General features: G+C 71.7%; 19 protein-coding genes. 17 read left to right on the top strand and 2 right to left on the bottom strand.

Translation table 11 applies throughout. From position 1 onward, the window contains the following. The first annotated feature begins 93 nt into the window (after positions 1-93). Positions 94-1,527, top strand: a complete 1,434-nt coding sequence (locus SHK19_RS20505) for a gamma-aminobutyraldehyde dehydrogenase (RefSeq protein WP_322937321.1) — start codon at positions 94-96, stop codon at positions 1,525-1,527. A gap of 3 nt (positions 1,528-1,530) precedes the next feature. Here SHK19_RS20505 and SHK19_RS20500 read toward each other — a convergent pair whose 3' ends face one another. After that, positions 1,531-2,100: a TetR/AcrR family transcriptional regulator gene (locus SHK19_RS20500; RefSeq protein ID WP_405030516.1), complete on the bottom strand. Its 570-nt coding sequence runs from the start codon at positions 2,098-2,100 to the stop codon at positions 1,531-1,533. Positions 2,101-2,154: 54 nt separating this feature from the next. On the opposite strand from SHK19_RS20500, the gene SHK19_RS20495 reads away from it, so the two are divergent. The 6 genes from SHK19_RS20495 to SHK19_RS20470 all read left to right on the top strand — a co-directional run bounded on the left by SHK19_RS20495 (position 2,155) and on the right by SHK19_RS20470 (position 11,395). Next, positions 2,155-2,610 carry a hypothetical protein gene (locus SHK19_RS20495; RefSeq protein WP_322937320.1) on the top strand — a complete coding sequence of 152 codons (456 nt, stop codon included), beginning with the start codon at positions 2,155-2,157 and terminating at the stop codon, positions 2,608-2,610. Positions 2,611-2,735: 125 nt separating this feature from the next. After that, complete coding sequence (locus SHK19_RS20490; protein WP_322937319.1) at positions 2,736-4,559, top strand: phosphoenolpyruvate carboxykinase (GTP); 1,824 nt, start codon at positions 2,736-2,738, stop codon at positions 4,557-4,559. Positions 4,560-4,579: 20 nt separating this feature from the next. After that, complete coding sequence (locus SHK19_RS20485) at positions 4,580-6,361, top strand: M1 family metallopeptidase (RefSeq protein ID WP_322937318.1); 1,782 nt, start codon at positions 4,580-4,582, stop codon at positions 6,359-6,361. Between the two features lie 35 nt (positions 6,362-6,396). Continuing rightward, complete coding sequence (locus SHK19_RS20480; RefSeq protein WP_322454555.1) at positions 6,397-7,560, top strand: zinc-binding dehydrogenase; 1,164 nt, start codon at positions 6,397-6,399, stop codon at positions 7,558-7,560. A 215-nt stretch (positions 7,561-7,775) separates the two neighbouring features. After that, the gene (locus SHK19_RS20475; RefSeq protein ID WP_322937317.1) at positions 7,776-10,808 is read left to right on the top strand and encodes an MMPL family transporter; all 3,033 of its coding nucleotides are present in this window, start codon (positions 7,776-7,778) and stop codon (positions 10,806-10,808) included. Continuing rightward, positions 10,805-11,395, top strand: coding sequence for a TetR/AcrR family transcriptional regulator (locus tag SHK19_RS20470; protein ID WP_322454557.1), 591 nt, complete (start codon positions 10,805-10,807; stop codon positions 11,393-11,395). The genes SHK19_RS20475 and SHK19_RS20470 overlap by 4 nt, the downstream gene beginning before the upstream one ends. Here SHK19_RS20470 and SHK19_RS20465 read toward each other — a convergent pair. Continuing rightward, on the bottom strand, positions 11,392-12,978 hold the full coding sequence (locus tag SHK19_RS20465) for an adenylate/guanylate cyclase domain-containing protein (RefSeq protein ID WP_322937316.1): 1,587 nt from the start codon (positions 12,976-12,978) through the stop codon (positions 11,392-11,394). The two genes, SHK19_RS20470 and SHK19_RS20465, sit on opposite strands and share 4 nt — an antisense overlap. A gap of 29 nt (positions 12,979-13,007) precedes the next feature. Here SHK19_RS20465 and SHK19_RS20460 point away from each other — a divergent pair, with 29 nt between their 5' ends. From SHK19_RS20460 to SHK19_RS20415, 10 genes are all read left to right on the top strand, one after another. Further along, positions 13,008-13,499: a nuclear transport factor 2 family protein gene (locus SHK19_RS20460; RefSeq protein ID WP_322937315.1), complete on the top strand. Its 492-nt coding sequence runs from the start codon at positions 13,008-13,010 to the stop codon at positions 13,497-13,499. Between the two features lie 21 nt (positions 13,500-13,520). After that, positions 13,521-14,018 carry a PGPGW domain-containing protein gene (locus SHK19_RS20455; RefSeq protein ID WP_322937314.1) on the top strand — a complete coding sequence of 166 codons (498 nt, stop codon included), beginning with the start codon at positions 13,521-13,523 and terminating at the stop codon, positions 14,016-14,018. Positions 14,019-14,074: 56 nt separating this feature from the next. After that, complete coding sequence (gene recC, locus SHK19_RS20450) at positions 14,075-17,407, top strand: exodeoxyribonuclease V subunit gamma (RefSeq protein WP_322937313.1); 3,333 nt, start codon at positions 14,075-14,077, stop codon at positions 17,405-17,407. Further along, positions 17,404-20,739, top strand: a complete 3,336-nt coding sequence (locus tag SHK19_RS20445) for a UvrD-helicase domain-containing protein (protein ID WP_322937312.1) — start codon at positions 17,404-17,406, stop codon at positions 20,737-20,739. The genes recC and SHK19_RS20445 overlap by 4 nt, the downstream gene beginning before the upstream one ends. After that, the gene (gene recD / locus SHK19_RS20440; protein WP_322937311.1) at positions 20,736-22,481 is read left to right on the top strand and encodes an exodeoxyribonuclease V subunit alpha; all 1,746 of its coding nucleotides are present in this window, start codon (positions 20,736-20,738) and stop codon (positions 22,479-22,481) included. The genes SHK19_RS20445 and recD overlap by 4 nt, the downstream gene beginning before the upstream one ends. Before the next feature lie 61 nt (positions 22,482-22,542). Next, positions 22,543-23,151, top strand: a complete 609-nt coding sequence (locus SHK19_RS20435) for an ACT domain-containing protein (RefSeq protein WP_322454564.1) — start codon at positions 22,543-22,545, stop codon at positions 23,149-23,151. 43 nt (positions 23,152-23,194) lie between these two features. Beyond that, entirely contained in the window at positions 23,195-23,650 is a 456-nt protein-coding gene (locus SHK19_RS20430; RefSeq protein WP_322937310.1) for a nitroreductase family deazaflavin-dependent oxidoreductase, read from the top strand. 48 nt (positions 23,651-23,698) lie between these two features. After that, positions 23,699-24,121 (top strand): VOC family protein, encoded by a 423-nt coding sequence (locus SHK19_RS20425; RefSeq protein ID WP_322937309.1) that lies wholly within the window; start codon positions 23,699-23,701, stop codon positions 24,119-24,121. A gap of 16 nt (positions 24,122-24,137) precedes the next feature. Then, positions 24,138-24,719, top strand: coding sequence for a dihydrofolate reductase family protein (locus SHK19_RS20420; RefSeq protein ID WP_322454567.1), 582 nt, complete (start codon positions 24,138-24,140; stop codon positions 24,717-24,719). A gap of 28 nt (positions 24,720-24,747) precedes the next feature. Then, entirely contained in the window at positions 24,748-25,710 is a 963-nt protein-coding gene (locus SHK19_RS20415; protein WP_322937308.1) for a 1,4-dihydroxy-2-naphthoyl-CoA synthase, read from the top strand. Positions 25,711-25,864: the final 154 nt, after the last annotated feature.

The following is a 25,864-nucleotide window of genomic DNA, read 5'->3' as shown; positions in this document are numbered from 1 at the left end:
CAGTCGACCGGAAGCGGCAGACCGACGGAATCGGCAGAAAACAGGGCGATCCGACCCGCTGATTTCGTCGTCCGACGCCGCTAGAGTCGGTCCATGGCCGACCTCACCTTCAAGAACGTCATCGGCGGGGAGCTCGTCGACGCCGCGAGCGGAGCGACGTACGACGTCATCGATCCCACGACCGGCGCCGTCTACGCCCAGGCTCCGATGTCCGGCGAAGAGGACGTCGACCGCGCCTACGCCGCGGCGTCGTCAGCGTTCGACGACTGGGGCTCCACGACCCCGCAGGAGCGGGCGACCGCGCTCCTCAAGATCGCCGACGCGATCGACGCGCGCGCCGAGGAGATCGCGGCGGTCGAGGTGCGGGACACGGGGAAGCCGACCCAGGCGATGCTCGGCGACGAGATGCCACCGAGCTCCGACCACTTCCGGTTCTTCGCGGGCGCCGCGCGGGTGCTCGAGGGCCGGTCGGCGGGGGAGTACCTCACCGACCACACCAGCTGGGTCCGGCGCGAGCCGATCGGCGTGGTCGGACAGGTCACGCCGTGGAACTACCCGCTGATGATGATGATCTGGAAGATCGCTCCCGCGCTAGCGGCGGGCAACACCGTCGTGCTGAAGCCGAGCGACACGACGCCCGCCAGCTCGACGCTGCTCGCCGAGATCTGCCAGGAGTTCCTGCCGCCCGGCGTGCTCAACGTCGTCACCGGCAACCGCGACACCGGCCGCGCGCTGGTCGCCCACCCGACGCCGCAGATGGTCGCGATCACCGGATCGGTGCGGGCAGGCATGGAGGTCGCCGGCAGCGCGGCGACCGACCTGAAGAAGGTCCACCTCGAGCTCGGCGGCAAGGCCCCGGTCATCGTCTTCGACGACGCCGACGCCGAGAAGGCGGCCGAGGCGATCGCGGGCGCCGGCTACTACAACGCCGGCCAGGACTGCACCGCGGCCACCCGGGTGCTGGCGGGGCCCGGCATCCACGACGACTTCGTCTCCGCGATCACCGAGCAGGCCCGCAACACCAAGACCGGCATGCCCGACGACGCGGACGTGCTCTACGGCCCGCTCAACAACGCCGACCAGCTGGCCAGGGTCGCCGGGATGGTCGACCGGCTGCCCGACCACGCCGCGGTCCAGGCCGGTGGCAGCAAGGTGGGCGACGCGGGCTACTTCTACGAGCCGACGGTGCTCTCCGGTCTCCAGCAGGACGACGAGCAGATCCAGACCGAGATCTTCGGCCCCGTCATCACCGTCCAGCGGTTCACCGACGAGGGCGAGGCGCTCCGCTGGGCCAACGGCGTGCAGTACGGGCTGTCCTCCTCCGTCTGGACCGCCGACCACGGCCGCGCGATGCGGATGAGCCGCAAGCTCGACTTCGGCGTCGTGTGGATCAACACCCACATCCCGTTCGTCTCCGAGATGCCGCACGGCGGCTTCAAGCACTCCGGCTACGGCAAGGACCTCTCCATGTACGGCCTCGAGGACTACACGCGCATCAAGCACGTCATGTCCTACATCGGGGAGTGACTCTTACCCCGACGTAGTACGCCGGAGCCGTCGCCGGACGGCACGGTCGGCGATGGGACCCAGCTCCTCGAACGCGGACAGCAGGTTCGCGAGCTGCTCGAGGGACGCGATCGCCGCGTTGGCGCCCTCCTCGTCGACGGCCTCGTAGAGCTCGAGACCCACGAACGACGCGCTGACCGCGCGCGCCAGGCCGGGGACGTCGACGACCCCGTGCAGCGGGGTCCTCTCCAGGAGTCGGTGCAGCACCCGTTCGACCTCAGTGACCCAGAGCGCCAGGCCTGCCGCGGTGGGATCGGCGAGGGCGGGGTGGGACTGCGCGCCCGCCAGCAGCTGGCCGAGGAGGGCGACGTTGCCGGCTTCGCGCTCCTGCGCGTGAAGGCGACGGGCGAGGACGACGAGCTCGGACAGGGAGCCGACGTCCTCGAGTGCCGCGCGGTACCTCTCGACGCGCGCCTCGGCGCCCCGCTGGCACGCAGCGGCGAGCAGGTCGTCGACCGATCCGAAGTGATAGAAGACCAGCGCCTGGTTGACCCCCGCCTCCGCCGCCACCGTGCGGGCCGAGACCCGTGCGATGCCCTGCTCGGCAACGGTGCGCAGCGTGGCGTCGAGGAGCCGCTCGCGGGCGTCGTGAGCGTGCAGGCGGTGTGGCAGGGCCTGTACCTCCCGGTCGCCCTGGCCGGGGTGATCAAGGGCGAAGTCACGGAGGAGTACGTCGTCGGAGCGCCGCTCCTCTGGTGCTACTACTTCGTGTTCGCGGCCGTGGTCGCGCTACCGCTCGCGCTCGTCGGCGTACCGGTCATCCACCTCGTCTGCCGCCACCACGCTTCGCAGGTCGTGCACGTCGTGGTCACCGGCCTGGTCAGCTTCGCTCTCGTGTTCGTGGTGCTGGGGCTGATGCTCGCGGCAGGGGGCGGACGCGACCTCCTCCCCTTCTTCACGGCGGCCGCGGCCGTCGTCGCGGCAGCGACGATGGTCGGCAGGGCCTCCGTCATCCCACTGGTGCGGCGGCGCCAGCGACCCGCCCGCGGTCTGTACGACTTCGAACGATCCAATTCACCCCGATGTGCACTCGGGCGTTCGTGAGTGTCATGGTGATGCCCGTCGCGGACGACGGTGTCCACGGTTCAGGCGAATGCCACATGGGGAATCCGGGCTGCTGGGACTGAGGTAGCGTGCCCACACCCAATCGGACGCGAAAGGCTAGACAGATGGTCGATGTGGAGCGGGTGCTCGACGAGGCGGGACTCACCAACACCTATGTTCGGGAGTACGTCACTCACTGGGCCGGGATCACCGGCGCCGAGAGGGTCGAGGTCGTCTCCGCGTCCGACGACGCACGTCTGGTCCAGGAGTCGCTCGACGCGGGCGAGCTGCTGCCGGCGGGCGAGGGCCTCTACTACTCGCGGTCCTACTTCAAGGACACCGCGCGCGCCGAGGAGCGCACCATCGTCGCCACGAGCAGCGAGTCCGACAAGGGCACCTACAACAACTGGCGGCCGTCCTCGGAGATGAAGCCGCTGCTCGTCGACCTGATGACCGGAGCCTCCGCCGGCAAGACGATGTACGTCATCCCCTACCTGATGGCGCCGAAGGGCTCCCCGCTGGAGAACTTCGCCGCGGGTGTCGAGCTCACTGACAACCGCAACGTCGTGCTCCAGATGATCCGCATGGCGCGGGTCGGCGTGGAGTACATCAACGACCTCGGCGACTCCTTCGTCAAGGCCGTGCACGTCACCGGCGACCTGGAGAACCTCGGCCAGGGCACGCCCGACGACAAGCGCTACTTCGTGACCGTCGCCGACGAGCGCACCATCCTGCACTTCGGTTCGTCGTACGGCGGCAACGCGCTGCTCGGCAAGATCGCCCACGGCCTTCGCCAAGGCTCCTACGACGGCTGGAAGAACGGCTTCCTGGTGGAGCAGTTCATGCTGCTCGGCATCACCGACAAGGAGACCGGCAAGAAGTACAACATCTGCGGTGGCTTCCCGAGCGCCTCGGGCAAGACCAACCTCGCGATGACGCTGGCGCCCGATGCACTCGGAGACCGCTACTACGTGGAGTTCTACGGCGACGACATCGCGTGGCTCTGGATCGGCGACGACGGCAAGCTGTACGGGATGAACCCGGAGAACGGCGTCTTCGGCGTCGCGAAGGACACCAACGAGAAGACCAACCCGACCGCGATCGACTCGATCGTCCCCGGCACCGGCGCCATCTTCACCAACGTGGCCTACAACGAGAAGACGCAGCAGGTCTGGTGGGAGGGTCGCGGCGAGAAGCCGACCGATCTCGACGGCTGGCTCGACTGGAAGGGCGACCGGATCGCCGACCGCGCCCCGGAGAACGCCGACGCCCCGTGGGCGCACCCCAACAGCCGCTTCACGACCACGCTGGCCAACGTCCCGAACGTCGCGGCCGACTTCGAGGACCCCGCCGGTGTCGAGATCCACGGCATCATCTTCGGCGGTCGCACCCGCGACCGCGAGCCGTTGATCCGCGCGATCGACGACATCGCCGAGGGCGTCTACGACGGCCTCACCCTGGGTGCCGAGGCGACCGCGGCCGCCGACGGACTCGAGGGCGTGCTCCGCTACGACCCGATGTCGATGCGTCCGTTCATGTCCTACCCCGAGGCCGACTACGCCGCGCACTGGCTCAAGGTGATCGGCGCCGCCAAGGAGAAGCCGATCTTCGCGCACGTCAACTGGTTCCAGCGTGGCGAGGACGGCCGCTTCCTGTGGCCCGGCTACCGCGAGAACCTCCGGCCGCTGCTGTGGCTGATGCAGCTGAAGTACGGCGAGGTCGAGGGTCAGCAGACCCCGGTCGGCATCATCCCGACCCGCGAGGAGCTCAACCTCGACGGCCTCGACGAGCAGGCGCTGGCCGACCTCGACACCATCCTCACGATCGACACCGCGCGCTGGCAGCAGGAGATGAAGTTCCGCGAGGAGCACCTCAGCCAGTTCGAAGGCCTGCCCGAGGAGATCTGGGCGGCCCACCGCCGGGTCGCCGACGCCCTCGACCAAGCGTAGGGACGCCGTACGCTCCGGGGATGTCGTATCCCCATGACCCGCACTCGCACGCGCGGCCGAACGAGATCGCGGTCCAGCACCTCGACCTCGACGTCACGGTCGACTTCGACGCCCGGCGGCTGACCGGCCGGGCGACGTACACCCTCGACCGGAGCACGCCCGGCGCGACGGCGGTCGTGCTCGACACGTGGGACCTCGACATCCGCTCGGTCACCGCCGCTGACGGCACTGCGCTGGAGCACGAGCTGGGAGAACCGCACCCCCTCCTCGGTCGTCCGCTGACGATCGTGGCCGGGAGCGCGGACACGGTGGTCGTCGACTACGCGACGGGCGAGGGTGCCCGCGCGCTCCAGTGGCTCGACCCGGCCCAGACGACGGGCGAGCGGTTCCTCTTCACCCAGTCCCAGCCGATCCTGGCGCGGTCGTGGATCCCGTGCCAGGACACACCCGCCGTCCGCCACACCTACCGGGCGACGGTGCGCGTGCCCCCCGAGCTGCTCGCGGTCATGAGCGCGGAGAACCCGACCGAGCGGACGGCCGACGGCGTCTACTCCTTCGCGATGCCGCAGCCGGTGCCGTCGTACCTCGTCGCGCTCGCCGTCGGCGACCTGGAGTTCCGCCCGCTCGGCGAGCGCGCGGGTGTCTACGCCGAGCCTGCGGTCGTCGATGCCGCGGCGTGGGAGTTCGCCGACACCGAGCGGATGATGGAGGCCGCCGAGCGCCTCTACGGGCCCTATCGGTGGGGGCGCTACGACCTGCTCGTGCTGCCGCCGAGCTTCCCGTACGGCGGGATGGAGAACCCCCGGCTCACCTTCGTGACCCCGACCCTGCTGGCCGGCGACCGCTCCCTGGTGACCGTCGTCGCGCACGAGCTCGCGCACTCGTGGTCGGGCAACCTGGTCACCAACGCGACGTGGGACGACATCTGGCTCAACGAGGGCTTCACCGTCTACTTCGAGACCCGGATCGACGAGGAGCTGTTCGGCGCGGACTACACCGCGATGCTGCTCCGGCTGGGCCGGCAGGCGCTCGAGACCGAGATCGCCACCCTCCCGGCCAGGGACACGTGGCTGTCGCTCGCCCTGGCGGACCGCGATCCCGAGGGCGGCCCGGACCTGGTGGCCTACGAGAAGGGCTCGCTTTTCCTGCGCATGATCGAGCACGCCGTCGGCCGCGAGCGGCTCGACGCGTTCCTGGCCGACTACTTCGACCGGTTCGCGTTCCAGTCGATGGACACGGCGACCTTCCTGGCACTCCTGCGCGCGGAGGTGCTGGAGCCGGCGGGGGTGGGGGAGTCTGACGTTCAGATCGAGGCGTGGGTCTACGGCCCGGGCGTTCCTACCAACGCGCCGGACCTCCCGTCCGACGCGTTCGACCGGGTGGACCGGCAGGCCGCTGCCCTCGTCGCGGGCACGGCGGCAGCCGACCTCGACACCGCAGGGTGGGCGCCGCAGCAGTGGGTGCACCTGCTGAGGGCGCTGCCGGCCGACGTGCCGCACCCGATCCTGGCCGACCTCGACCGGACCTTCGGCTTCAGCGGCCAGCGCAACATCGAGGTGCTCACCGCCTGGCTGGAGCTGGCGATCGGCAGTGAGTACGTCTGGAGTGCGGACGAGGCCGACGCTGCGGTGGCCGGGTTCCTCGCCCGGCACGGGCGCTCGCTCTACCTGCGCCGCGTCTACACGAAGCTGGCGGCGACCCCGCGCGGGCTGGAGCGGGCGCGCGAGATCTTCGCGTCGGCCGCAGCCGGCTACCACCCCGTGGCCCGGGCCGGTGTCGCCCGCATCCTCGACGCGGCCTGACGCGGCCTGACGCGGCGACGTCGTACGCTCCCGGCATGCGCGCGGTCACCTGTCACCAAGGGCAGCTCGAGGTCGAAGAGGTTGCCGACCTCACCCCGACGAGAGGTCAGGTGCTGCTCGATGTCGAGCGGTGCGGGATCTGTGGCTCCGACCTGCACGCGCGGCTGCACTGCGACGAGACCGCCGACGACGTCGCGGCGCTGGGGTACGACGACTTCATGCGCTCCGACCAGCGGGTCGTGATGGGACACGAGTTCGTCGGCACGGTCGCCGACTACGGTCCGCGCACCAGGAAGTCGTGGCAGGTCGGCACGAGGGTCGTCGCGCTCCCGGTGCTACGTGCTGGCGACTCGGTGCACCTGACCGGGTTGAGCGAGCGGGCGTCAGGTGGCTACGCCGAGCAGGTGCTGGTCACCGCCTCGATGGCGATGCGCGTCCCCAACGGGCTCGACGCCGAGCGGGCCGCGCTGACGGAGCCGATGGCCGTCGCGCTGCACGCCGTACGCCGTGGGCAGGTGGGCACCAAGGACACCGCGGTCGTCGTCGGGTGCGGGCCGATCGGGCTCGCCGTCATCCTGATGCTCAAGGCGACTGGGGTCCGGCACGTCATCGCCAGCGACTTCTCAGCCGGTCGCCGGGCACTCGCCGAGAAGTGCGGTGCCGACGTCGTCGTCGACCCTGCCGCGGATTCGCCGTGGAGCTCGTTCGAGGAGTCGCGGCGCTACCTGACCAGCCCGATCGCCCTGGCCGAGCTCGGCCTCGAAGCGATGGACAAGCTGCGCGCCGTACCCCTGCTGCCGTGGGCGCACGTCCTGCGCGCCGCCGAGAAGGCCGGTGCGACGCCCCGCGGCCCGGTCGTGTTCGAGTGCGTCGGCGTGCCCGGGATGATCGAGCACATCGTGTCGTCCGCGCCGCTGCTGTCCCGGGTCGTCGTGGTCGGCGTGTGCATGGGCGCCGACTCCTTCCGGCCGTCGATGGCGATCAACAAGGAGCTGGAGCTGCGGTTCGCGTTCGCCTACGACCCGAGCGAGTTCCACCAGACCCTTCAATGGATCGCATCCGACAAGGTCGACGTCGCGCCGCTCGTGACGGGGACCGTCGGTCTCGGCGGCGTCGCCGGAGCGTTCGAGGCGCTCGGCGATCCCGAACGGCACGCCAAGATCCTGGTCGACCCCGCCAGCGACGCCACCTCCGTCTGACCGCGACCCGTCGCATCTGCACGCCGACCCGTCGCGTCTGCACGCCGACCCGTCGCGTTTGAACGAGCCGGGTCAGCGTTGAGATGAGCCGGGTCGCGGTTGAGATGAGCCGGGTCACACCCGCTTGCCACTGGCAAGGAGCGGGCCCTAGGTTGCGGTGAAATGCTGCTTGCCAGTGGCAAGGAGTGAACACCGAGGAAGCCATGGGGAGCGGGATGACCGACGACGGAGGCGTCTCGGGGCTGGCGCGGTTCTCCGCGGCGCGGGCCGGCTGGGTGGTGCTGGCCTGGGTGGCGCTGGCGGCCGTCCTCAACATCCTGGTGCCGCAGCTCGAGGAGGTCGCGGCCCGCGACTCCTCGCCGGTGGTGCCGGAGCACGCCCCCTCGATCGTCGCTGTCGCCGAGATGGACGAGGCGTTCGGCAACGGAGGCAGCCAGAGCTTCGTCGTCATCGCGATGGAGCGGGACGGCGGTCTGGTGCCGGCCGACAGGAAGTACGCCGGTCGGCTCGCCGAGGTGCTGACGAAGGACGAGGAGAACGTGTCCTTCGTCCAGGACGTCCGGAAGGACCCGGAGCTGCTCGATCCCCTGACCAGCGAGGACGGCGAGGCCCGCTACCTCCTCGTCGGCATCACCGGGCAGACCGGCGCCCCGTCGTCGATCCGGCAGGTGACCGCCGTACGGGACGTGGTCGACGACCTGGCGCCCGCGGGGCTCACCACGGAGGTGACCGGGCCGACCGCCACCATCACCGACCTGGCCACCGAGACCGAGCACAGCGTGCTGCGGATCACGGTCGTCAGCATCGGCCTGATCGCCCTCCTGCTGTGGCTGATCTACCGCTCGTTCGCGGTGACGGCGCTGGTGCTGACCGTGGTCGGCCTCGGGCTCGGTCTGGCCCGTGCGGTGACGGCGTGGTGCGGCCTGGCCGGCGTCTTCACGGTCTCGACCTTCAGCGGCTCCTTCCTCACGGCGGTAGTGCTCGGTGCCGGCACCGACTACGCGATCTTCCTGGTGAGCCGTTACCAGGAGCTGCGGCGGGCAGGTGTCGAACCCCGCGAGGCGGCGGCGACCGCCGGCACCCGGGTCACCAGCGTGATCGTCGGCTCGGCGCTGACCGTGGTGCTCGCCTGCGGCTGCATGCTCCTCGCTGAGCTCGGGTTCTTCACCACGACCGGTCCGGCGATCGCGGTCAGCGTCGCGATCAACCTCGCGGTCGCGATCACGCTCACGCCCGCGTTGCTGGCGCTCGCCGGCAGCCGCGGCTGGTGCGAGCCGCGCGCGGAGCGGACCGGGGCGTTCTGGCCCCGGCTCGCCGGTGCGGTCGCGACTCGTCCGGGCCGGATGCTGTTGGTCGCCCTGGTGCCGCTGGTCGCGCTCGCGGCCCTTGCCCCGCTGCTCGACGTCAGCTACGACACCCGCGACTCCCAGCCCGACGACACCGAGAGCAACCGGGGCTACGCGCTGCTCGACCGGCACTACCCGGTCAACGAGATCCTGCCCGACTACGTGCTGATCCAGGCCGACCACGACCTTCGCAACGCGCGCGACCTGGCCCTCCTGGAACGTGCGGCGTCCGCGGCGGCGCAGGAGGAGGGCGTGGTGCTCGTCCGCAGCATCACCCGGCCCCTCGGCGAGCCGATCACCAAGGCAACAGTCGCCCGCCAGGCCGGCATCGTCGGCGTCCGCCTCGACCGGGCGTCCGACCGGGTCGGCGAAGGCGAGGAGGGCGCCCAGCAGCTCGCCGACGGGGCCGGACAGCTGGTGGACGGGGCCGACCAGCTCAGCGACGGCACCGGACGACTCGCCGAGGGTGCGCAGAGTGCCGTCGGCGGCGCCGACCGCCTGGTCAGCGGGACCGCCGAGCTCGAGTTGGGAGTACGGCGGCTGCTGGCCGGTGCCGACGACGCGGTCGCGGGCACGGGGCAGCTGGCGACCGGCATGCGCCAGCTCGCCCGCGGTCTGAGCACCGGGGCGGACCAGGTCCAGCTCGCGGTCGACGGCCTCGGACTCGCCTACGACGCGCTTCGCACCAAGAGCCTGACCTGCAACCTGGATCCCGCATGCCGCCAGGCTCGCGAGGGGATCCGACAGATCTGGGTCGCCGAGCGCGACCGGCTGTTGCCCGGTCTGCGGGACGCCGCCCGGGCCGCCGACCAGCTGGCCGACGGCACGGTCGGCCTCCAGGACGGCCTCCGCCGGCTGCGGGACGGACTCCGACTCGCGCGGGAGGGCGCGGACCGGCTCGCCGACGGCCAGCAGCTGTTCGCCGACCAGCTCGGTGGTCTCGCTGACGGGGCGGATCAGCTCGCCGACGGCGCCGACCAGCTCGCCGACGGCGCCGACCAGCTCGAGGGCGGCACCGAGGAGGTCGCCGCGTCCCTGCCCGAGCTGCGACAGGGACTGAGCCGCGCTGCGACGTACCTCCGCCGCACCGGCGCGGTCGCCAAGGATCCGGGCATCGGCGGGTTCTACCTGCCGCCGACCGCGCTCGAGGACGAGCGGTTCGCCGCGGCCATCGGGCTGTTCCTGTCCGACGACGGTCGCACGGCCCGGTTCGCCGTGCTCGGCGGCACCGATGCGTTCGACCACGAGGCGTCGGCCAGGACCGTCGAGATCCGCGAGACGATCGAACAGTCGTTCCACGACACCCGGCTCGACGACGCGGAGGTCAGCGTGACCGGAATGGCGGCGACCAACGCCGACCTCGCCCACTACTCCCAGTCCGACATGCGCGTGGTCGCGCTGGCCGCACTGATCGCGGTCTTCCTGGTACTGCTGGTGCTGCTGCGGAGCCTCGTGGCAGCCGCCGTGCTGATGGCGACCGTCGTCCTCTCCTACGCGTCGGCGATCGGGCTCTCGGTGCTGGTCTGGCAGCTGTCGCTGGGGCACGACATCGACTGGACGGTGGCCGCGGTGTCGTTCACGATCCTGGTCGCGGTCGGAGCCGACTACAACCTGCTGCTGACCAAGCGGATGCACGAGGAAGCACCCGATGGCTCGGCGGAGGGCATCGCCCGGGCGACCGCTGCAACGGGCTCCGTCATCACCTCTGCCGGCATCATCTTCGCCGCGAGTATGTTCGCGCTCATGGCCGGCAGCGTGACCACGATGACGCAGGTGGGCTTCACGATCGGCGCCGGGCTGCTGCTCGACACGTTCGTCGTCCGGTCGCTCCTGGTGCCGGCGATCGCGACTCTGCTGGGACCGCGGCTGTGGTGGCCCGGCGGGACGGCGGAGACAGCGTGAGCCGGCAGTCGACCGTCGATCTCCGGGCCCGGCTGCTCCGCGCGGCCGAGGCCGAGATCGCTGCGACCGGTCCCGCACGCGCCAGCCTGCGCGCGATCGCGCGCCGCTGCGGTGTCTCCCACCAAGCCACGGCGCACCACTTCGTCGACCGCGCCGGGCTGTTCACCGCGCTCGCCGCCGAGGGCCACGACCTGCTCCTGGAGGAGACGCAGGAGGCGATCGCCGCGGTACCGGTCGAGGGTGGTCAACAGGTCGCTGCGGCCGGGGCGGCGTACGTCGAATTCTCCCGCCGGCACGCCGCGCTCTTCGACCTGATGTACCGGCCCGACCTGCTTCGCAACGACGACGAGCGGCTCCTCGCCGCCCGGCTGGCGCAGCGTGAGCTGATGCTCGCGACCATCGCGGCGGCGCAGGCGCGGGGTTGGGGCGCCGACGTACCGACCGCCGAGCTCGCCACCCTCGGCTGGGCGGCGGTCCACGGCCTCGCGGTGCTGCAGCGCGACCTGGTCGTGTCGGCTGTCTATCCCGAGGTCGACCTCGACTCCATCCTGCGCCGGGTCGTCCACGTGCTCGACCAGCTGGGCTAGTCCCACACGGGTGTCGCGAGCGCGGTCTTCTCCGTGCGCCCGCGCAGCACCTTCGCACCGCACTTCTGCCACTGGGCGGCCGCGTCGGCGTCGCCCCGCTCGACCGCGGCGACGACGGTGTCCCAGGTCGCGAGCACACCACCGGGGACGTCCTTGGCGAGCTCGGTGAGGCGGGACGCGGAGTTCACGGCGTCACCGATCACGGTGTACTCGTAGCGCGACTCCGACCCCACGTTGCCGGCGACGACCGTCCCTGTCGCCACCCCGATGCCGGCGCCGATCTCCGGGAGCTCCTCCTCCAGCCGGATCGCCATCTCGCGGGCGGCCGCCAGTGCCGACGCGGCGTGATCCTCGTCGGGCACGGGAGCACCGAAGATCGCCAGCACCGCGTCGCCGATGAACTTGTTGACCAGACCTCCGCGCCGGTCCACCTCGTCCACGACGACGCCGAAGAAGCGGTTGAGCACGGCGACGACCTCGGCCGCGTCGTGGTCGGAGGCGTACGCCGTCGAGCCGACCAGGTCGACGAAGAGCACCGAAGCAACACGGGACTCTCCGCCGAGCTCGACCTCCCCGGTCTCGACCGCGGCCGCGGCAGCCGCGACCTCGTGACCGACGTGGCGACCGAACAGGTCACGCAGCTTCTCCTTCTCCCGTAGCCCACCGACCATCTGGTTGAAGCCGCTCTGCAACGCGCCCAGCTCGGTGCCGTCGTAGACGACCACGTCGACGTCGAGGTCCCCCTCCTCCACCGAGCGCAGCGCCTCGCGCACGGACATGATCGGGGCCACGACCGAACGGGCGTTGAGGTCGGTCAGCACGAACCCGAACGTCAGCACCGCGGTGCACACGACAAGGGTGACGACCGCGAGCTGGCGGAGGGTCGTCTCTCCCTCGTCGACGATGGCCAGGATGGCGGCGATCATCAGGCCGACGACCGGGACCGCGGTGCCGATCGCCCAGAAGATCACCATCCGCGGCCCGACGCCGACGAACCGCGCCTTCTGGTTCACCTCGGTGTCCGCGAGCGCCCGTGCCGCCACCGGACGGAGGGTGAACTCGGTCAGGAGGTAGGAGATGCCGGCCACCACGAGCGCACCGATGCCGACGGTGAGCCCGGTGGCCAGCGCGCGCTCGGGTTGGAGCACGATCGCGAGGACGGTGAACACACAGCTGCCGGCCAGCCACAGCGCGAGCTGCATCATCGTGAGCTGGAGCGGCACGTTCAGTGCCTGCCGTCGTTCCTTCTCCGTCGGCACCACGTCGGTGCCCAACGTCGCCCAGCGCAGCGCGCGCAGGCTGGTCGCCGTGCCCCAGATCACGCCGACGATCGCCGCGGTGACGACGTAGGCCGGCACCCCGATCGCCAGCGCGACCAGCATCGCGTCGTTGGGTTCCGGCGCAGGCACGGCGAAGTTGTTGACGACGAAGACGACGCCCGCGCCGAGCACGTTGGTGCTGACGAGGACCAGCGTGAGCAACAGCTGGATCCGGATCCGGAGGCGCCGCGGCTCCTGCTCGCGCGGCCCGAGGATGCGTGCGCCGAACGGGCTCCGCTTGCTCACGGGCGTCGGGCGCGGCATGGCTGCGAGCCTAGTGCTTGGATCGTGGCGTGAGATTCACCGATACCGAGATCACCGACGCCTACGCCGCGTTCCACGAGCAGGTCACGGGCTTCGTCGCCACCGGCAGCTGGGACGGCTACGCCGACCTGTTCACCCCCGACGCGGAGTACGTCGAGCACGCGATGGGCACGTTCCGCGGCCGCGAGGAGATCCGGGCGTGGTCGGTGCGCACGATGACGACGTACCCGGGACGGGTCATGACCGGCTTCCCGCTGAGCTGGCAGGTCGTCGACGCCGACGCCGCACGGCTGGTCTGCGAGGTGCGCAACCCGATGCCCGATCCGGGCGACGGCACCATGCTCGAGGAGCCCAACATCACGATCATGACGTACGCCGGCGACGGGCTGTTCTCCCGCGAGGAGGACGTCTACAACCCGCTGCGCTTCCACACCATGGCGATGGACTGGGCGCGGATCGCAGCCGCACACGGCAATGCGGACGACGACGCCCTGGCGTACCTGAACCGGTTCGGTGGTTGATCGATAGGACAGGATGGCGCCATGACCGGTGCTGCCAAGCGAGTCGCGCTCGAGGTGCTCGGCTGGGTGCTGCTCGTCGCCGGCATCGCGGCGCTGGTCCTCCCGGGTCCCGGGCTGCTCCTGATGTTCGCCGGTCTCGCGGTGCTGTCGCAGCAGTACGAGTGGGCCGAGCGCTGGGTCGAGCCGGTCCGGCTCCGCGCGCTGAAGGGCGCGGCCCAGAGTGTCGAGACCTGGCCGCGGATCATCTCGTCGACTGTCTTCTCCTTCGCGCTGATCGGCTGCGGAGTGCTGTGGATCGTCCGACCCGGTGCCCCCTCGTGGTGGTGGTTCGACGACGGCTGGTGGCTGCCCGGCGGCATCTGGACCGGGGTGACGCAGATCGTGTCCGGTCTGCTGGCCCTGGTGCTGATCGTCTACTCCTACCGGCGCTTCCACGGCAAGCCGCATGCCGTCGCGGCGCTCGAGGGCGAGATCCACGAGGCCGACGAGGAGCACCGGCAGCACCGACAGCACGACTGAAGCAGGGCACGGACCTGCAGCGACCCGTCGTACCCCAGGACTAGCCTCAGCCTCCGATGACCCTCCACCTCCACCGCGCTGCGCGCACCGACCAGCTCGCCGACCAGCTCGGCGCGCTGTTGGCGTCGCCGCTGGCCGACCCGTTCGCGGCCGAGGTGATCGTGGTGCCGGCGAAGGGGGTCGAGCGCTGGCTGTCCCAGCGGCTCTCGCACCGGCTAGGCACCGCGCCTGATCGCGGCGACGGCGTGTGCGCAGGGGTCGACTTCCGGAGCCCGCGCTCGCTGTTCGGGGTCGTCTCCGGGCGCCCCGACGACGATCCCTGGTCGGCCGATGCGCTGGTCTGGCCGCTTCTCCACGTCATCGATGCTGCCGTCGGCGAGCCGTGGGCGGCGACCCTCGCGCGGCACCTCGGCCACCACCTCGAGGGTGATGCGGGCGAGGTGCGGAGGGGGCGCCGGTTCGCGACCGCGCGCCGGCTGGCGGGCCTGTTCGCGTCGTACGCCGGACAAAGGCCGGAGTTGATCGCCGGCTGGGCTGCCGGTCTCGACACGGACGGCGCGGGCGAGCCGATCCCGGACGACCTGAGGTGGCAGCCCGAGCTCTGGCGTCGGCTCGCGGCAGCCGTCGAAGGACCGGACCCGGTTCGTCGGCAGGCGGACGCGATCGAACGGCTGCGCGCCGATCCCACGACGGTCGACCTGCCGTCGCGCGTCAACCTGTTCGGCCACACCCGGCTGGCCACGGGCGACCTGGCTCTGCTCGACGCGCTGGCCGCCGACCGCGCCGTCCACCTGTGGCTCCCGCACCCGTCGGCCGCGCTGTGGTCACGGCTCTCCGACCTCGCCGGGGTCGTGCCGCGCATCGAGGACCGGTCGCACCTGCAGGTCGGTCACCCGCTGCTCGCGACGCTCGGCCGCGACACCAGGGAGCTGCAGCGGACGCTGGCAACCGTGGCCTACGTCGACGAACTGCCGGCCGCCGAGCCTGGTGCGCCCGAAACCCTGCTCGGCTGGCTCCAGGCCGACCTCCGGGCCAACGCCCCGGGCCCGGCCGCGGCGCGCCAGCTGCGACCGGACGACCGGTCGGTCCAGCTCCACGCGTGCCACGGACCGGCCCGGCAGGTCGAGGTGCTGCGCGAGGTGCTGCTCGGCCTGCTCGCGGACGACCCGGACCTCGAACCCCGCGACATGTTGGTGATGTGCCCCGACATCGAGAGCTACGCCCCGTTGCTGTCGGCGGCGTTCGGCCTCGCCGACGTGGTGGGGCCGGAGGGCCACCCGGCCCACCGGCTGCGGGTGAGCCTCGCCGACCGGGCGCTCGACCAGACCAACCCGCTGCTGGCCGTGGTCGCCCGGCTGCTCGATCTCGCCGGCGGCCGGGCCGGTGTCGGCGACGTGCTCGACCTGGCGCACGCAGAGCCCGTGCGCCGGAGGTTCGGTCTCCGCGCCGACGACCTCGACCTGCTCGCGACCTGGGTCCAGCAGGCCGGAGTGAAGTGGGGCTTCGACGCGACGCACCGGGCGGAGTTCGGCCTCGACGACTACGACGACAACACCTGGCGGACCGGCCTCGACCGGTTGCTCACCGGGGTGGCGCTGTCCGACGACAGCGACATCATGCTCGGCGGGACGCTGCCCCTCGACGACGTCGGCAGCGGTGACGTCGACCTGATCGGGCGGCTGACGGAGCTCGTCGCCCGGCTCGAGGCGGTCACCGACCGGCTGGTCGGCACGCACTCCCTCGACCACTGGCTGCAGGCCATCGAGGACGGCGTCGGTGCGTTGACGGCAGTCCGGTCGACCGACTCCTGGCAACTCGGGCAGGTGCAGCGCGAGCTCGACGGGCTGCGCTCCGCCGCCGGGGTCGACGTGGACCTCCGGCTCCCCGACGTGCGCGCGATGTTCTCCGACCGACTCGCCGGCCGGCCCACCCGCGCCAACTTCCGCACCGGAGTGCTGACGGTCTCGACGCTGGTGCCGATGCGGTCCGTGCCCCACCGGGTGGTCTGCCTGCTCGGCCTCGACGACGGGATCTTCCCGCGCGTCGGCGTGACCGATGGCGACGACGTGCTGGCCCGCCGGCCGTTGACGGGCGAGCGCGACCCGCGAAGCGAGGACCGGCAGCTGTTGCTCGACGCCGTGCTCGCCGCGACCGACACCCTCGTCATCACCTACACCGGCGCCAACGAGTACACCGGCCAGGGCCGGTCGCCGGCCGTGCCCGTCGGAGAGCTGCTCGACGCGCTCGATCTCACCGCCACCACCGGCGATGGGCGGCAGGTCTCCCAAGCGATCACGATCGCCCACCCGTTGCAGCCGTTCGACCGGCGCAACCTCACGGCGGGGTGCCTGGTACCCGACGTGCCCTTCGCATTCGACCGGTTCGCCCTGGCGGGTGCTCGCGCGGTCGAGCGGGAGCGCGACGAGGTGCCGCCGTTCCTCGCGGGCGCGCTGGCGCCTCCCGATCCCGGGGATGTCGCCCTCGACGACCTGGTCGACTTCTTCGGCGGTCCGGTCAAGGGCTTCCTGAAGCAGCGGCTCGGGATCGCGCTGCCTCGCGAGGACGAGCCGGTCGACGACCGGATCCCGATCACGCTCGAGCCGCTGGAGGAGTGGGCGGTGGGCGACCGGGTCCTCGGCGACCTGATGCGTGGCCACCATCCCGACGCCGCCGTCGAGCGGGAGCGTCGCCGCGGCGTCGTACCCCCGGGCGAGCTCGGCGAGCGCACCCTGCAGAAGGTCGTCGGCCGCGCGCGGCCGCTCGCGGCCGCAGCACTCACCCATATCGGCAGCGCACCGAGGGCGGTCGATGTCGACGTCGACCTCGGGGACGGACGCCGGCTCCGCGGGACCGTCCCGGAGCTGTACGGCGACCTGCTGGTGCGGGTCAGCTACTCCCGGCTCGGTCCCAAGCACCGGCTGCAGTCGTGGGTCAAGCTGCTCGCGCTCGTGTCGAGCGACGAGGACCGTCCGTGGCGGAGCCTCACGCTGGGCCGGCCGGAGGGATGGGGACGTGCCGACCTCGACGCGTCGCGGCTCGGCCCGCTCGACCACCGGGCGCACGCGTGGCTGCGAGACCTGGTCGCGGTCCGCGACGAAGGACTCGTTGCGCCGCTACCGCTGCCGCTCAAGACGTCGCTGCAATACGCCCGCCACCGGCGCACGCAGATGGCTCCGGAGGTCGCGCTCGACAAGGTCGGCTTCCTCTGGCGCAAGGACGGGAAGTTCCCCGGCGAGGTCGCCGACGCCGAGCACGTCCTCGTGTGGGGCGAGCGCTCGCCGTTGCCGGGTGCGTCCGGTCCGGGTGAGGGCGCGGAGAGGTCGCGGCTCGGTGCCCTCGCGATGCGGGTCTGGGACCCCCTCCTCGAGAGCGAGGTGGGGAGCTGGTGAGCGAAGAGCTGCACTCCTTCGACCTGACCGGGCCGCTGCCGACCGGCACGACCCTGCTCGAGGCGAGCGCCGGCACCGGCAAGACGTTCACCGTCGGCGCCCTAGTTGCGCGCTACGTCGCGGAGGGTGTCGCGACCCTCGGCGAGATGCTCGTCATCACCTTCAGCCGCGCCGCGACCCAGGAGCTGCGGGCGAGGGTGCGGGAGCAGCTCACCGCTGCCGAGCGGGTCCTCGCCCGGCAGCTGGCGACCGGCGACGCCATCGCGGAAAACGAGCTGCTGGCCCACCTGCTCGACACGGACCCCCGTGAGCTCGCGGCTCGCCACGAGCGCCTGCGCGACGCGCTCGCCGCGTTTGACAGCGCGACGATCGCGACCACGCACCAGTTCTGTCACGTGGTGCTGCGCTCCCTCGGCGTCGCCAGCGAGAGCGACACGACCGCCACTCTGGTGGAGTCGCTCGATGAGCTGGTGCTCGAGGTGGTCGACGATCTCTATCTCGCCGACAACGGCCGGCGCGACGGGGTCCCGCCGATCGACCGCGCGACGGCAGCCGCCATCGCTCGCGACGTGGTCACCCACCAGAACGTCGATCTCGCCCCCACCGACGAGTCGCACCCGCTGGCCGCGGCGCGGGCCGACCTCGCGCGCCGGGCGCGGAGCGAGGTGGAGCGGCGTAAGCAGCGCCTCGGCATCCAGTCGTACGACGACCTGTTGGCTCGCCTGGCCGAGGCGCTCACCCACGACGACGCGCCGGCGCGGGCGCGGATGCGCAACCGGTGGCGGATCGTGCTGGTCGACGAGTTCCAGGACACCGACCCGGTGCAGTGGCAGGTCCTCGAGCGCGCCTTCCACGGCCACTCCACCTTGATCCTGATCGGCGACCCGAAGCAGGCGATCTACGGCTTCCGCGGCGGCGACGTCGACACCTACCTCGCTGCGGCGGCCGCGGCGAGCAGCCGCTACACCCTGGCGACCAACCGTCGCTCCGACGGCGCTCTGGTGGCCAGGCTCGACGCCGCCCTCGGCAACGCGGGGCTCGGCAGCCCGGACATCGTCGTCCACCCGGTCGTCGCCTTCCACCAGGAGTCCCGGCTGGCGGGTGCGCCGCACCCAGCACCGTTCCGGGTGCGGCGGCTGCCCCGCGGAGACCTCAAGCAGAACAACGGCGTGGTGTCGTGGTGGGCTGCTCGCGACCGGATCGCCGACGACCTCGCTGGCGACGTCGCCGAGCTGCTCAGTAGCGGCGCGACCTGGTGCGGCGCTCCGCTGGAGGCCCACCAGGTCGCCGTGCTGGTCGCAGACCGCGGCCAGGGTGAGCGGATCCAGGCGGCGCTCCAGCGGCGTGAAGTACCGGTCGTCCTGAACGGCGGCGGAGACATCTTCCTGACCCCGGCAGCCGACGAGTGGCTGACGTTGCTGAAGGCGCTCGACGCTCCGCACCGACCGACGCTCGTGCGGTCCGCCGCGCTCACCTGCTTCTACGGCCACGACGTCCGCGGGATCGTCGCGCACGGCGACACCCTCACCGGCGAGGTCGCCGACGAGCTCCGTGACGGCGCGATCCTGCTGCGCACCCGCGGCGTCGCTGCGCTGGTCGAGACCTTCGAGGAACGCGGCATGAGCAATCGCATCCTCGGCCGGCGCGGCGGCGAGCGGCTGCTCACCGACATCCGTCACCTCGGGCAGTTGCTCCACGACCGCGCTGTCCGGGAACGGCTCGGCCTGACCGCCCTCCTCGAGTGGCTTCGCGACGAGCGGCTGCGTACGGCCGCCGGCGAACGGCCGCGCCGGCTCGACTCCGACGCGAAGGCGGTGCAGATCGTCACCATCCACGGCAGCAAGGGCCTCGAGTACCCCGTCGTCTACCTGCCCTACGCCTTCAACTACTACGAGCGACCGGCGACGACCGCTCTCTTCCACGACCGCTCGGTCGCGGGCGTGCTGCGGCGGGTGATCGACGTCGGTGGCAGTGGCCGTCAGTGGGCTGGGAGCCTCGCCGCCCACCAGGCCGAGGACGCCGGCGAGGACCTGCGCAAGCTCTACGTCGCGCTCACCCGCGCGCAGTCGCAGGTCGTGACGTGGTGGGCGCCGGCGGACGGCACGGAGCGCGGAGCGCTGACCCGGATCCTCTTCGGCCGCCGCCCGGGTGATCGCGAGGTGCCGCCGTCGGCCCTCGTCCATCCCGACGAGCGGGCCGCGCACATCCTCGGTCTGATCGAGACCCAGTACGGCGGCCCGGCCGCCGAGGTCGCCGAGGCTGCCACCACCCGGCTGGGCGCACCCGGGAGCGACGACCAGCCACTGGCGGCCCGGGCATTCGGGAGGGCGATCGACACCGAGTGGCGGCGTACGTCGTACTCCGGGCTGATCCGGGTCGAGGAGCAGGCGATCGCGACCAGCGAGCCGGAGGTGCCTGGCAAGGACGACGAGCCGGGGGAGGACGACGCCGAGGAGCTGCCGACCGACACCGGGGTCGACGTGGACGACCTTGCCGAGATGCCGTCGCCGATGGCAGACCTGCCGGCCGGCGCCGGCTTCGGGTCGCTGGTCCACGCGATCCTCGAGCACGCCGACCCGGAAGCGCCCGATCTGGGCGTCGAGCTCCGGGTGCGAGCCGCGGAGCAGCTGAGGTGGTGGCCGTCGGAAGCGACTCCCGACGAGCTCGGCGCCGCCTTGCTGCCGATGAACTCCACCTCCCTCGGGCCGCTCGCTGACGGGCTCACGCTCGCCCAGATCCCGCTGCGCGACCGGCTCCGCGAGCTCGACTTCGAGATCCCGCTCGCCGGCGGCGACCTCACCCGCGGTCTGCCGGGAGGCGGTGACGAGGCGCGGCTGCGCGATCTCGCGCCGGTGCTGCGTGCGCATCTTGCGGCAGGCGACCCGATGGTCGCCTATGCCGACAAACTGGAGCTGCCACCGCTGGCGGACCAGGCGCTCCGTGGCTACCTGTCCGGCAGCATCGACGTCGTGCTCCGGCTGCCCTCGGGGCGGTTCGTGGTCGTCGACTACAAGACCAACCGGCTCGGTGAGGTGGGCCGTCCGGTGACCGCGGCCGACTATGCTCCGGCCCGGCTGGCCGAGGCCATGCTCCACTCGCACTACCCCCTGCAGGCGCTGCTCTACTCGGTGGTCGTCCACCGGTACCTACGCTGGCGACTGCCCGGCTACGACCCTGACACCCATCTCGGCGGTGTGCTCTACCTCTACGTCCGCGGCATGTGCGGTCCGGAGACGCCGGAGGTCGATGGCGACCCGTGCGGCGTGTTCAGCTGGCAGCCGTCCGCCGCTCTGGTGCTCGCCCTCTCCGAACTCCTGGACGGTGTGCGATGACTGAGCTGTTCGAGGTCGAGGAGCGCGACGACCACCGGATCGCCGCCGGTGCCACGGGCCTGCTCGCCACCTTCAACCAGGGCGGGCTGCTGACGGCAGCCGACGTGCACGCGGCGGCCCGGATCTGTGCCCTTGCCGGCGAGGACGACCCGCAGGTCGCGCTCGCGGTCGCGGTGACCGTGCGCGCCGCGCGGCACGGGTCCGTCTGCGTCGACCTCGCCGACCTGGCAGCGAGCGAGGGTGCCGAGGACCTGCCGTGGCCCGACCGGGACGATTGGCAGACCGCCGTCACCGCCAGCCCACTGTCGAGTGCCGGGGTGCTCCGCCGCGAGGGCGCACTGCTCTACCTCGACAGGTTCTGGCGCGAGGAGGGGCAGGTCCGCGACGACCTGCTGCGCCGGATCGCTGCGCCGCCGCCGGTGGTCGAGGAGGCGGTGCTCGCGACGACGGCCGGTCGCCTGTTCCCGGAGGGGTACGACGAGCAGCGGACCGTTGCGCTCGCCGCCGCCCGCCAGTGGACCACCGTGCTCACCGGCGGTCCCGGCACCGGCAAGACCACGACCGTGGCCGGCCTGCTCGCGCTGCTGACCGGACAGGCCGACCGCCCGCTCCGCGTCGCCCTCACCGCGCCCACGGGCAAGGCGTCGGCGCGCCTGCAGCAGGCGGTCGAGGAGGCGCAGGCGGAGGACCGCTTCACCGATGCCGACCGCGACCGGCTGACCGGGCTCACGGCGTCCACCCTCCACCGACTGCTGGGGTGGATGCCGGGTTCGCGCAACCGGTTCCGTCACCACCGTCGCAACAAGCTGCCCCACGACGTGGTGGTGGTCGACGAGACCTCGATGGTCTCGCTGACGATGATGGCGCGACTGCTCGAGGCGGTGCGTCCCGATGCGCGCCTCGTCCTCGTCGGTGATGCCGACCAGCTGGCCAGCGTCGAAGCCGGAGCCGTGCTCGCCGACCTGGTGCAGGGCCTGGCCCATCGAGCGCCAGGTGCGGTGACCGGCCTCCGCACCACCCATCGCTTCGGCGAGAGCATCGGCGCGCTGGCCGAATCGCTGCGCCAGGGCGATTCCGACCGGGTGCTCGCGCTGCTGACCGAGGGCGAGGAGCGGGTCAGCCTCCACGACCCCGTCGAGCACGCCGAGACACTCCGCGCCCGGCTGCTCGAGCACGCGCTCGCCGTACGCGCTGCCGCCGTGGCGGGCGACGCCGACGGGGCGTTGGCGGCCATGGACGCACACCGCCTGCTCTGTGCCCATCGCGACGGTCCGTACGGCGTCGCCCATTGGAACCGGCTCACCGAGCGCCTGCTCTCCGACCATGACCAGGGCGTCTGGCAGGAGTGGTACGCCGGCCGGCCGATCCTGGTCACCGCCAACGACTACGGCCTCGGGCTGTTCAACGGCGACACCGGCGTGGTCGTGCGCGAGGGCGACCGGCTCCGCGGCGTGATCGCCGGCGTCGGGAGCGACCTGCGGCTCGCGACCGCTCGCCTCGGCGCGGTCGAGACGCTGCATGCGATGACCATCCACAAGAGCCAGGGCAGCCAGGTCGGCGAGGTGACGCTGCTGCTCCCGCCCGAGGACTCGCCGCTGCTCACCCGCGAGCTGTTCTACACAGCAGTCACCCGCGCCAAGCAGCGGGTCCACGTCGTCGGCACGCAGGAGGCGGTCGTCGCCGCGGTCGAGCGGCGTGCCCAGCGCGCGACCGGTTTGATCCAACGGCTCGCACAGGACTGACCTCGTACCGCTGCCTGGCCAGGAAACCGCGCGGCAACCTCCGGCAAGTAGCCTCACAGGCATGCCGTTCCTCCTGCGTGTCGAGCTGCCCGACGTCCCGGGGTCCTTGGGCAGGGTCGCGACCGCGATCGGTATGGCGGGCGGCGACATCGACGCGATCGAGATCGTCGAGAAACGCGACGGCGTCGCGCTCGACGACGTGCTGCTCGAGACCGCCGAGGGCACCATGCCCGACTCGATCGTCTCGGCGTGCAACGGCATCGACGGCGTGAACGTGGTCTGGGTCAGCCGCTACCCGGCCGGCGGCAACCTGGTGCTCGACCTCGAGGCGGTCGAGGAGCTGACCGTCGCGCCGGCCGACGCGCTCCACAAGCTGGTCGACCTGCTGCCCCGGACCTTCCGGTCCGACTGGGCGGCGCGGGTGCATCGTGCGAAGGGCGTCGTGCACGGCACCAGTGCCGCGCCGGACGAGTTCGACTTCGTCGACCTCGAGGGGCCCCGCCGGCTGGAGGCCGAGACCGACGACGACGTCACCCTCTATGCGGCCGCGCGGCTCGACGGCAACGAGATCGTCGTGATCGGGCGGCGCGGCGGTCCGGAGTTCGTCGACTCCGAGATCGCCCGGCTCGGGCACCTGACCGGCCTCGCCGTCACGATCGCCGGCACCTGACCTCACGGGAATGCCGGCCCGGGGTGCGGGCATTGGGACAGGTATGACGGATCTCCTCGAAGGTGAGTACGAGCCCAGCGCGGCCCAGTGGGTGCGCGACCAGGTCGCGACGTACGAGGCGACCGGCGGCAAGGAGGGCAACATCCTCAGGGGCCGTGCGGACTGGCCGATCGTGGTCGTCACCTCGCGCGGCTCCAAGTCCGGCAAGCTGCGCAAGAACCCGGTGATGCGGGTGGAGAAGGACGGCGTCTACGTCGCCATCGCGTCGTACGGAGGCGGCCCGCGCAACCCCACCTGGGTCGCCAACTTCCTGGCCGACCCGGTCGTCCAGCTCCAGGACGGTCCGGAGCCCGCGCTCTACCGCGCCCGTCTGGTGGAGGGCGACGAGCGGCAGCAGTGGTGGGACCTCGCGGTGGCCACGTGGTCGACGTACGCCACCTACCAGGAGAAGACCGACCGCCAGATCCCGGTGTTCGTGCTGGAGCCGATCAGCGACTGATCGCCTCGCCAGCGATGAGTACGGCGGTCCCGACCAGTCGGCACCGCCATGAAAACGCTGTTCCCCGCCTTCCGTGTGAGCGACCTGGACGTCGCACTCGGGTTCTACACCGCCCTCGGCTACGACGTCGTCGGCAACATCGACGTGGGTGGGGGGACGCGGCTGGCGATGCTGGCGCTCCCCGAGGAGCCGGACGTCTCGCTCGAGCTGGTGCACCGCCCCGCGGACGGTCGTGTCGATCCGGGTGGCTTCGATCACCTGGCCGTGCAGGCCGACGACCTCGACGCCACCCGGGAGCGGCTGCTGGCGCGCGGGCTTCGGCCTTCCGACGTCGAGCTTCCCGGCGGGCTCGATGGACCGCGGACGGCGTGGCTGGTCGATCCCGACGGCTACCGCATCGAGCTCGTCCAGTGGCCACTCGGCCACCCGGTGGGGATGACCCGCGCCGACTTCACAGACCAGCCCTCGTGACCAGGGGGAACAAGCGATGACGCCGATCCGCCTGTACATGTCGATGTCGCTTGACGGCTTCATCGCCGGCCCCGACGACCGCCCGGGTCAGGAGCTCGGCCGCGGGGGAGGCCGGCTCTTCAACTGGCTCGACGACCGGAACGAACCCGGGATCAACGGCCAGGTGTACGCCGAGGCCCTGGCGACCGGTGCCGTGATCTCCGGTCGCCGCACCTTCGAGCTGGCCGGCCGCTGGGGCGGCGACCACCACGACGGGGTGCCGATCAACGTGCTGACCCGTTCCGTCGACGACGGCGACGAGCCGCCGGGCTCCGCGCGCTTCTACACCGATGTCGCAGCGTGTGCCGCGGACGCTCGAGCCGCCGCCGGCGATGCCGCCGTCATGGTCCACGGTGCCGGCGCTGCGCAGGCGCTGCTGCGCGCCGGTGAGCTCGACGAGATCGAGCTGCACCTTGTACCGGTCCTGCTCGCCGGAGGCAGGCGGCTGTTCGACAACCTGGACGACCGCACCGAGCTGGAGCTGGTCCGCCACCTCGAAGGGCGGGACGCCACCCATCTGCGGTACCGCGTCCGTCACGCAACGGCCCGGGAGGGCTGATCCCGGGTCTCCTCGGTAGCCTCCCCGCATGAGCGCGATCGAGGGTGTGTCGGAGACGTTCGACCCGGCGGCGTGGGACGAGGTGCCTGGCTTCGAGGGCCTGACCGACCTCACCTACCACCGCGCCAGGGCGCACGGCACGGTCCGGATCGCGTTCGACCGGCCGGACGTGCTCAACGCGTTCCGCCCGCACACCGTCGACGAGCTGCTCCGCGCGCTGGAGCACGCGCGCACCTCTGCCGACGTCGGCTGCGTGATCCTCACCGGCAACGGCCCGTCGGCGAAGAACGGCAAGCGGAGCTTCTGCACCGGCGGTGACCAGCGGATCCGGGGCAAGGCGGGCTACCAGTACGAGGAAGTCGACGCGGGGGTCTCGACAGGCTCGACCAGCGAGTCGACCGGCGCGGAGGAGCCGAGCCCGATCGACAAGGCGAAGCTGGCCCGGCTGCACATCCTCGAGTGCCAGCGGCTGATCCGGTTCATGCCGAAGGTCGTCGTGTGCGTCGTACCCGGCTGGACCGCCGGCGGCGGCCACTCGCTGCACGTGGTGTGCGACCTGACCCTGGCCAGCGCCGAGCACGCGCGCTTCAAGCAGACCGACGCCGACGTCGGGTCCTTCGACGGTGGCTACGGGTCGGCGTACCTCGCCCGCCAGGTCGGCCAGAAGTACGCCCGCGAGATCTTCTTCCTCGCCGAGGAGTACGACGCCGCCGACGGCATGCGGATGGGCACCGTCAACCGCGCGGTCCCGCACGCGGAGCTCGAGGCCACCGCACTCGAGTGGGGCCGGATCATCAACGGCAAGAGCCCCACCGCCGTGCGGATGCTGAAGTACGCCTTCAACCTCCCCGACGACGGCCTGGTCGGCCAGCAGCTCTTCGCCGGTGAGACCACCCGCCTCGCCTACATGACCGACGAGGCCCAGGAGGGCCGCGACCAGTTCCTCGAGAAGCGCGAGCCCGACTGGTCGCCGTACCCCTGGTACTACTGACTCGGCTGTTACCGCAGGACGCACACTGTTCATGGCCCCGTTCTTTGCGGGCCGGCCAGCCCTTTCCTGAGCGTTCCCCTGCGAATGCGACGTTGACGTCGTGCCGGCGCTAGGGGGGTCGCTGTCGACCCGAGGCCGGGATTCGTCTGTTCGT

It is taken from the genome of Nocardioides bizhenqiangii, assembly GCF_034661235.1.
GTDB lineage: Bacteria > Actinomycetota > Actinomycetes > Propionibacteriales > Nocardioidaceae > Nocardioides > Nocardioides bizhenqiangii.
Note: the sequence above shows the minus strand (reverse complement) of the source record. Positions and strands in the feature narration are given on the sequence as shown.